The 8,379-nt window shown below is 67.8% G+C and carries 7 protein-coding genes; all 7 read right to left on the bottom strand.

Annotated features, from left to right (window positions below):
- A partial coding sequence (locus B7438_RS17745; protein WP_143466034.1) for a DUF11 domain-containing protein occupies positions 1-1,631 on the bottom strand: 1,631 nt, incomplete at its 3' end.
- A gap of 312 nt (positions 1,632-1,943) precedes the next feature.
- The gene (locus tag B7438_RS17740) at positions 1,944-2,621 is read right to left on the bottom strand and encodes a phosphatase PAP2 family protein (RefSeq protein ID WP_179150864.1); all 678 of its coding nucleotides are present in this window, start codon (positions 2,619-2,621) and stop codon (positions 1,944-1,946) included.
- Between the two features lie 118 nt (positions 2,622-2,739).
- Positions 2,740-3,969: a multidrug effflux MFS transporter gene (locus B7438_RS17735; protein ID WP_085371014.1), complete on the bottom strand. Its 1,230-nt coding sequence runs from the start codon at positions 3,967-3,969 to the stop codon at positions 2,740-2,742.
- Between the two features lie 172 nt (positions 3,970-4,141).
- Entirely contained in the window at positions 4,142-5,314 is a 1,173-nt protein-coding gene (locus B7438_RS17730) for an ROK family protein (protein ID WP_085371013.1), read from the bottom strand.
- A gap of 40 nt (positions 5,315-5,354) precedes the next feature.
- The gene (locus tag B7438_RS17725) at positions 5,355-6,452 is read right to left on the bottom strand and encodes a Gfo/Idh/MocA family protein (protein WP_085371012.1); all 1,098 of its coding nucleotides are present in this window, start codon (positions 6,450-6,452) and stop codon (positions 5,355-5,357) included.
- Positions 6,437-7,129 (bottom strand): ThuA domain-containing protein, encoded by a 693-nt coding sequence (locus tag B7438_RS17720; protein ID WP_085371011.1) that lies wholly within the window; start codon positions 7,127-7,129, stop codon positions 6,437-6,439. Before B7438_RS17720 ends, B7438_RS17725 begins: the two co-directional genes overlap by 16 nt.
- Complete coding sequence (locus tag B7438_RS17715) at positions 7,126-8,349, bottom strand: Gfo/Idh/MocA family protein (RefSeq protein WP_085371010.1); 1,224 nt, start codon at positions 8,347-8,349, stop codon at positions 7,126-7,128. The genes B7438_RS17720 and B7438_RS17715 overlap by 4 nt, the downstream gene beginning before the upstream one ends.
- Positions 8,350-8,379: the final 30 nt, after the last annotated feature.

The following is an 8,379-nucleotide window of genomic DNA, read 5'->3' as shown; positions in this document are numbered from 1 at the left end:
GCAGAAGCCGACGCATTCTCGTTCGTGTTCGCGTTCGCCGTCGCGCCAGCAACATCCGCCGACGCATCCGTCGACGCATCCGTGAGCGCAGCAGCCTGAGCAGCAGCCGTGTTGTTCGCGGTCGCCGCAGCAGACGCCGACGCGTTCTCACCAGCAACCGTGCTCACATCAGCAGCAGCCTGAGCCGCAACCTGCGAAACAGCATTACCATTCGTCGTCACATCCGCCGACGCATCCGTCGACGCCGTCGGGTTCGCCGCAGCCTGCGCCGCAGCCTGAGCCGTCGTCGTCCCCGAAGCCGAAGCCACCGARTCCGCATTCSCGAACGCCGCAGCCTCCGCAGCAGGATCCGCATCCGCCGACGCCGCAGCAGAAGCCGACGCRTTCTCGTTGCCCTGATCGACGAGCACCTCTGTGGTCGCCGCGGAAATGTTATTCGTGAGGTCCGGGTCGTCCTCGTTCGCGATAAGCGTCGCGTTGTTTGTGACCGTCGTCGGCGCGCTCGGAGCCTGCGCTGTGAACTCGACACGGTGCACCGCGTTCGGGGCGAGAACCGGCACGTTGCAGGAGATGTCGCTTGCGTCGAGGAGGCAGCCCTCAGGCAGCTGGACGTTTGTGAGTCCAGCGGGCAGGGTGTCTGTGATCACCGAACCAGACGACGTGTCCGTGGCGGAGTTGTTCGTCACCTCGAGCGTGTAGGTGATCGTCGATCCGGGGGTGACCGTAGCAGGTGCCGACTTCACGAGCTGAAGGTCGGTCGAGAGGTCATCGAGCCCAACGAACGTGGCGTCAGACGCCGCGTTCGACCCGGGGTACATGTATCTCCCGACGAGCGTGAACGTGGGATTGCCTGATCCGGGGTTGTCGATCTTCAGCTGTAACGCGGGTCGACCAGATCCGGTGGCGATGTTCGCGTACATGAAGCCGAGGTTGCCGTTCGGGAAGGTCCAAGCGCCTCCCGAGCCGACCATGACTTCCGGAGCCAGATCTGCCGGGCGGGGGAAGATCGTCGTGGTCATGAGCGTCGGATCGATTCGGACGATCGAGGTCGCGCTGAGAGCCCAGTAGTACCCTTGCGAATAGGACAGGTCACCTCCGGTAAAGCTGATGTCCGGAATTTCCTTGTAGCTACCCTCGAGCGGATTACCGTCGCTGTCGACGGTCAGGACACCCGTGTAGTACTTGATCTCATCCACGACCTGGGCGAAGTACTGGAAAACGAAGGTGTTCGCGTACGCACCCTTTCCAAAGGCACCACCGGCGATATACACGCCGTTCATGTCCGTGCCGTCGGGGAAGACGCCGCTAGGAATCCCGTACTGGGTGACCGCGCCGTCCGAAGCGATACTGGTCCACCAGCCGTTCCTCGTGAAGGGCCGCTCCGTGAATCCGAAGATGAACCCGGAATCTGCGTGATATCCCACTGCCTTGTAGCCGTCTTGAGGGTCGCCAACAGGCTCGACGGTCAGACCGGATTCCAGGTTCTGCACCCTGAGCAGCAGCGATTGCGTATTCGCTTGGTCGAGGGCAAGGCTCGTGTAGATCGCGCCGACCTCCGGGTCGAACGGCTGACCGGGTGCTGCGGCGGCCGGGAGCGCGACGATGCCGCCGGCTCCCACACCCCCCGCCACGGCGAGGGCAATAGACGTCCTCAGTTTTCGTGAACGCACGTTGTGTTGTCTCCAATCGCCGGCGGATGCGCGAGCCGACTATGTCGGTCGGGTTCTCGCATTCCGCGGGCAGGTTCGAATTCGAATTGTGATGCCCGGAGGTGACCGCCAGTCGAACCAGCAGTTCTCTCCTCAGGAATACCCAGAACGGTCTGCAGTGCGGCAGATCGCTAGGTGACCTCATACATCCAGAGTGCGAAACATTGTGTTGATAACGCGAGGAATACGAAATATTTCAGCGGTCGGGTCTGAGCGATCCGGTCGGCTCAGTTTCTAGCGCCGCGCGAGGAAGAACGGATGCGGCTCCAGCCGCTCCTTTGCCAGGCGCAGCGCCAGCGGCGCCCACACGATCACCGCGATGGCCGCGCCGAGCAGCAGCCCGCCGATCGTGTCGCTCAGCCAGTGAGCCCCCAGGTAGGTGCGGCTCACCGCCATCAGCACCGCCCAGAGCACGCCGACGATCCACACCCAGACGCGCGGGAAGATGATCGCGAGGACCACCACCATCGTCGCGGCGTTGGCCGTATGCCCGGACGGGAATGATCCAGTGTCGGAGTGCACGAGGATCTCGGTCGGGCGCGCTCTGCCCACCGTGTGCTTGAGAAGTTGGACGCACGCCACCGACAGGACGCTGGCCACAGCGAAGAAGGTCGCGCCCCACGGTCGCCGGAAGGCGAGCAGCAGCAGGAAGATCACGACGGGCACGACGATCGAACCGACGATGCCTCCGCCCGCGTAGTTGAAGAACAGGGCGGGCCCCAGCCAGATCGGCGAGCGGTGTTCGACGATCTCGCCCATCCACTCGAGGTCGATGGAGAACGGCTCCTTGGGGCGGAACGCGATGATCGCGCCGAGCACCACGACGAGCCCGACGGCGACCGACGCGGAGATCACCGGCCAGCGCCTGCTGACCTTCGCAGCCTGCCTGACCTGCTCGTGCGCCGTCCCCATTGCACCAACGTACTCATTCCACAGCGCGCATCAATCGAGTCCGAAGGTATTCACGGGTACCACCGGCGTGTCGTGTGAATAACTTCGGACTCGATTGTCAGGGGACGGGCGGCGCGGGTCAGTGGGCGAGGGCCGGGACGGTGCGGGGACGGACGATGAGCCAGAGAGCGGCGATCGAGACGACGGCGCAGATGGCCATGACGAAGCCCATCGGGGTCGCGCTGCCGACGCCGAGGATGCCGACGACCGGCGAGACGATGCCCGCGATGCCGAAGTTCAGAGCGCCGAGGAGGGATGCGGCCGTGCCCGCCTCGTGCCCGTGACCGTTGAGCGCGAGCACCTGCACGCAGGGGAAGCCGAACCCGCACGCCGCGATGAAGAACCAGAGCGGGATCGCCGTTCCCCACAGGCCGACGTGCGCCTGGTCGAGGATGACGATGAGCACGCTGGAGACGAACATCACGACCGTCGAAACGGCGAGGATCCACTGCGGCCCGACGTACTTGGTGATGCGCGCGGCCGACTGCACGCCGATGATGATTCCGATGGAGTTCACTGCGAACAGCAGGCCGTACTCCTGGGCATTGAATTTGTAGATCTCCTGGAACACGAATGAACTCGACGAGAGATAGGAGAACAGGCCGGTGAAGTTGGCTGCGCCGACGATGGCGATGCCGACGAAGATCCGGTCGCTCAGCACCGCCTTGTAGCGCTGTCGCATCGTGGAGTGACCCGCGTCGTAACGGCGGGCTTTCGGCAGCGTCTCGACGATCCAGAGCGAGACGCAGATGACGACAAAGAGGCCGTAGCAGGCGAGCACGACGAAGATGCCGCGCCAGGGCATGACGAGCAGCAGCCACGATCCGATCACCGGGGCGAGCACGGGGGCCAGGCCGTTGACGAGCGCGAGGCGGCTGAGCATCCTGACCAGCGGGCGGCCGCCGAAGAGGTCGCGCACCATCGCCATCGCGACGACACCGCCGGCGGCGGCGCCGATGCCCTGCATGGCGCGGGCGAGGCCGAGCAGCTCGACGTTCGGAGCGACGGCCGCGCCGAGGCAGGCCAGGATGTGCACGCAGGTCGACAGGATGAGCGGGAGGCGGCGGCCGATCTTGTCGCTCCACGGGCCGACGAGGAGCTGCCCGACGCCGAATCCGATGGTGGTGGCCGTGAGGGTCAGCTGGATGGCGGCCGTCGAGACATTGAAGTCTTCCTGCAGCGTCGGCAGCGCGGGCAGGTACGTGTCGATGGTGAACGGACCGAGCGCCGTGAGCGCACCGAGGATGAGGATGTATGCGAGGCGCTGGCGGCCGGAGAGGGAGTCTCCGGGATGCACGACGGTGGTCACGAAAGTTCCTTGTGGAGAGAAGACGAACACCGCGACCGTGGCCGCGGTTGGTGGGAGGGGTGGGATTCTGCTCGCTCGTTCGAATCGATTCGACCGTCGTTGCCTGGTAATCCTATCGGATACCGGACGCGAATGTTACCGTGCACATCCCCCGGTTTCGGGGGGGGGGGCGTCAGTCGGCGGGGGCGGCCAGCAGCGGCGCGAAGGCGAGTTCGGCGGCGCCGATCATCAGGATGTTCGCCCCGAGCTCTGCCCGCGCGATGCGAAGGTGCTCCCCCGATGCGGCGAGCGCCTCCCGCGAGACGAGCAGGATCAGCCGCTCCGGCGCGACGGCGAACAGCGCGCCGAGGAAGCCGCCGAGCACCACCAGCTCCGGGTTGAACACGTTGGTCGCGTTGCGCAGGGCGATGGCGAGGAAGCCGAGCTGCCGCTCGATCTCCGCCAGCACGGCCGTGTCTCCGCGCTCGACCGCGGCGGCGAGCGCCCCGTCCAGCTCTTCGCCGTCCGCCGTCTCCAGCCCGAGGGCGGCGAGGAGCGCGCGCTGGTTCACCTCGGTCTCCAGGCAGCCGACGGCGCCGCAGTGGCAGCGGATCCCGTTCGTGTTGACGAGCGTGTGGCCGAGCTCCCCCGCGTATCCCGAGACGCCGGTGAGCGAGACGCCGCCGACGATGACGCCTGCGCCGATTCCGGATGCTCCACCGTTTAGGTAGACCAGGTCGCTCGCTCCACGCCCTGCGCCGAACAGCCGCTCGGCGTTCGCCCCGAGGTTGGCGTCGTTGGCCGCGCTGACGCTGAGGCCGGTCGCCTCCGCGAGCTCGGCGGCGAAGGGTTCGTCGCGCCATTCCAGGTGCGGGGCGAGCCGGACGACGCCGTCGCTCTCCCGCACCAGTCCAGGCACGGCGACCCCGATGCCGACCACTCTGGTCGCCGCGGACAGGTCGGGGCGGAGCCCGTCGATGACCGCCGCCGCGACGGTCGCCGCCTCCTCGGCTCCCGGCACGTGGTCGAGCGGGAACCGGACGCGGCGGTGCACGACACCGTCGAGTCCGACGATGCCGACCGTCACCGCGTCGATCTCCGGGTTGACGGCGACGGCGACGACGCGGCTGTCCGCGACGACGACGGGAGACGGCCTGCCGACCCTGTTGCTCGTCTCCGGCTCACGCTCGGTGACGAGCCCGAGCTCGACGAGCTCCGCGACGAGCGCCCCGACGGTCGACCGATTCAGCCCGGTCGCGTGCGTCAGAGAGGAGCGGGCGGCCGGTCCACCCCGGTGGACGAGCCCGAGCACGGTGGCGAGGTTGTTCCGGCGCACGGTGTCGAGGTTCGTCCCGGTGGTGTTCATGGTCCTGTGTACTGTACCGTTTCGCGCCGGGCCGGACGGTTCACCAGCTCTCGGGCCGCACTCCGAACGGGACGGGCTCCGGTCGCTCCACCGTCGACGTGAGCGTGACCACCTCGTGGGCGCGCCCAGCGGCGATGATCGACTCCATGATCTCGAGCACGTGGAACGCCAGCTCTCCGGATGCGCGGTGCGGCCGCCCCGTCTCGACCGCGCGGGCGAGGTCGGCGAGCCCGACGCCGCGCCCGGCATCCGCATAGCCGGCCGACGCAGGCACCTCGCGCCAGGTGCGGTCGTCCGCGGTGGCGATGGATGCGATTTCCGAGAAGGCGTTCGGGTCGGGCACGGCGATGCTGCCGGTGGTGCCGAACACCTCGAACAGCGGAGCGCGGGACTCCCACACCTCGAACGACACCGTCACCGTGGAGATGACGCCGTTCGCGTGCTCCAGGATCGCGGTCACGTGCGTGTCCACATCCACCGGGATGGGGGTTCCGGCGAGCGGTCCCGTGGCGACGGTGCGCTCGCGCTCTGAACGGCCGACGGCGCCGGAGACCCGCACGACGGGTCCGAAGAAGTGGACGAGGCTGGTCAGGTAGTACGGGCCCATGTCGAACAGTGGCCCACCGCCCGGCTGGTAGTAGAACGCCGGAGCGGGGTGCCACAGCTCGTGACCAGGGGCCGTCCACGAGACGGCGGCGCCGACCGGGCGTCCGATCCTGCCGTCGTCGAGCAGAGCGCGCGCGGTTTGGATGCCGGTGCCGAGCACGGTGTCGGGGGCGCTTCCGACGCGCAGGCCCTTCTCGGCGGCGCGCTGCAGGACCGGAAGCGCGTCGGCCGTCGCGAGGGCCAGCGGCTTCTCGCCGTAGACGTGCTTGCCCGCATCCAGTGCCCTGAGCGCGATCTCGGTGTGCGCGGCGGGAATGGTGAGGTTGAGGACCGCGTCGATGCGCGGGTCGTCGATCAGCGCATCCACGGTGAGCGCGTCCACGCCCTGCTCGGCCGCGACCACGGATGCGCGGTCGAGATCGAGGTCGGCGACAGCGGTCAGCGCGAGGTTCGGGAGGTGCGGGAACTGCTCGAAGTACTGGCGGCTGATGTTGCCGACCCCGACGACGCCGACGTTCAACGGGCTGCCCACAGGAGTCCCCTTTCGATGATGGTGCGGACGGGCTGGCTCTCCACGATCTCGAGCCGGTGGCCGGGAGCGGAGACGAAGATGCGGCCCTTGCCCCACTGGCGGGTCCAGATGGCCGGCGCGGTGACAGGACGGTTCCACGCATCCCAGGGCCGCACCGACTGCGTCGTCGTGGCGAGGACATCGTTGTACTCGTCGCTCAGCACCCAGTACTGCTCGCTGACGAGGTCGAAGTCGTCGATGCCCTGCGTGATCGGGTGCGTGCGCCCGTAGTCGGTGATGTGCACCGTGTACGGGATGTAGTTGTCCGACTGCTCCCCGGTGCGCTCTGCGGGGTCTTTGCCCGCGTGGTGGGCGAACTGGCCGCCGATCATGTGCAGGTAGTCGGCGTTGTCGCGGTACGCGTCCGCGATGCCGCCGTGCCAGCCCGCCATGCCCGTCCCGTTGAGGACGGCACGCTGCAGCCCGGCGAACTCCTCGCGGGTGATGGTGTTCATGGTGTTGATCTGGAGGATCAGGTCCACGGTGTCCAGATACGCCTCGTCGGTGTAGATGGCCGGGCCGTCCTCGATGCGCACCTCGAAGCCGTTCGCTTCGAGGTGCGGAATGAAGAGGTCGGTGGTCTCGACGGGCATGTGCCCGTCCCAGCCGCCGCGGACGACGAGTGCTTTCCTGGTCATGCTTCCTGTCCTGTCGATTCTGCTGTCGTCTGTTCTGTCGCCGTCCATGCGCTGCCTGTCGCGGCACTGCGCTCGACGGCGGCGAGGACTCGCTGCACGTGCAGACCGTCGGCGAACGACGGCTGCGGGTCGCGGCCGTCCGTGATGTCGTCGACGAAGTCTTTGATCTGGTGGCTGAAGGCGTGCTCGTAGCCGATGGCGTGCCCGGTCGGCCACCAGTTGGCCATGTACGGATGCTCGGGCTCCGTCACGATGATCCTGGTGAACCCCTGCTCCCCGGCGGGGAGGGTCGCGTCGTAGAACTGGATTTCGTTCATGGCTTCGAGGTCGAACGCGATGGCGCCGCGCGATCCGCTCAGCTCGATCCGCAGGGCGTTCTTGCGTCCTGTCGCATAGCGGGTCGCCTCGAACGCGCCGATGGCCCCGGAGGCTGCGCCTCCCCCGCCGAGCCGCGCGGTGAACCACGCTGCGTCGTCGACGGTCACCCGACCGCGCTCGGACGAGGCGGTGCCGGAGAGCCCGACCGTCTCGCCGAGCAGCGGGCGCTCCTCGACGAACGTCGCGAGGGTGCCGGAGACGCTGTCGAGGCGGGAGCCGGTGATGTGCTCGACCAGGTCGATCGCGTGCGCGCCGATGTCGCCGAGCGAGCCGGAGCCTGCTGCGTCCTTGTCGAGACGCCAGGTCATCGGGCCGTCTTCGTCCGTCAGCCAGTCCTGCAGGTAGAGCGCCCGCACCTGACGGATCGTGCCGAGCCTGCCCTCTTCCACGAGCCGTTTGGCGAAGCCGATGGCCGGAACGCGCCGGTAGCTGAACCCGACCATCGAGCGCACGCCGCGCGCCGCTGCACGTTCGGCGGCGGCGACCATCGCCTCCGCCTCCTCGACCGTGTTGGCGAGCGGTTTCTCGCAGAGCACGTGCTTGCCGGCATCCAGTGCCGCGATGGCGATCTCGGCGTGGGATGCCCCCGGCGAGCAGATGTCGACGATGTCGATCTCCGGATCGTCGATGACGCGGCGCCAGTCGGTCTCGGCGTGCTGCCAGCCGAAGCGGTCGCGTGCTGCCTCGACGCGGGCACTGTCCCGGCCGACGATGGTCCTCATCACCGGTTCCGCGGCGAGAGGGAAGAACCGAGGGGCGACCCGCCAGCCCTGTGAGTGCGCGGCTCCCATGAACCCGTAGCCGACCATCGCCACGCGCAGCTGCCTGGCAGCATCCGTCATCTCTCGCTCCTTCGCGTCGTTCCGCCGTAC

This window comes from Leifsonia sp. NCR5 (assembly GCF_002105485.1).
Taxonomy (GTDB): domain Bacteria; phylum Actinomycetota; class Actinomycetes; order Actinomycetales; family Microbacteriaceae; genus Leifsonia.
This window is presented reverse-complemented; position numbering and strand designations above follow the sequence as displayed.

Bases quoted from the DNA above. Each gene is read 5' to 3' on its own strand.
- B7438_RS17730 (WP_085371013.1), bottom strand. From the start codon at position 5,314: ATGAACACCACCGGGACGAACCTCGACACCGTGCGCCGGAACAACCTC.
- B7438_RS17720 (WP_085371011.1), bottom strand. From the start codon at position 7,129: ATGACCAGGAAAGCACTCGTCGTCCGCGGCGGCTGGGACGGGCACATG.
- B7438_RS17740 (WP_179150864.1), bottom strand. From the start codon at position 2,621: ATGGGGACGGCGCACGAGCAGGTCAGGCAGGCTGCGAAGGTCAGCAGG.
- B7438_RS17715 (WP_085371010.1), bottom strand. From the start codon at position 8,349: ATGACGGATGCTGCCAGGCAGCTGCGCGTGGCGATGGTCGGCTACGGG.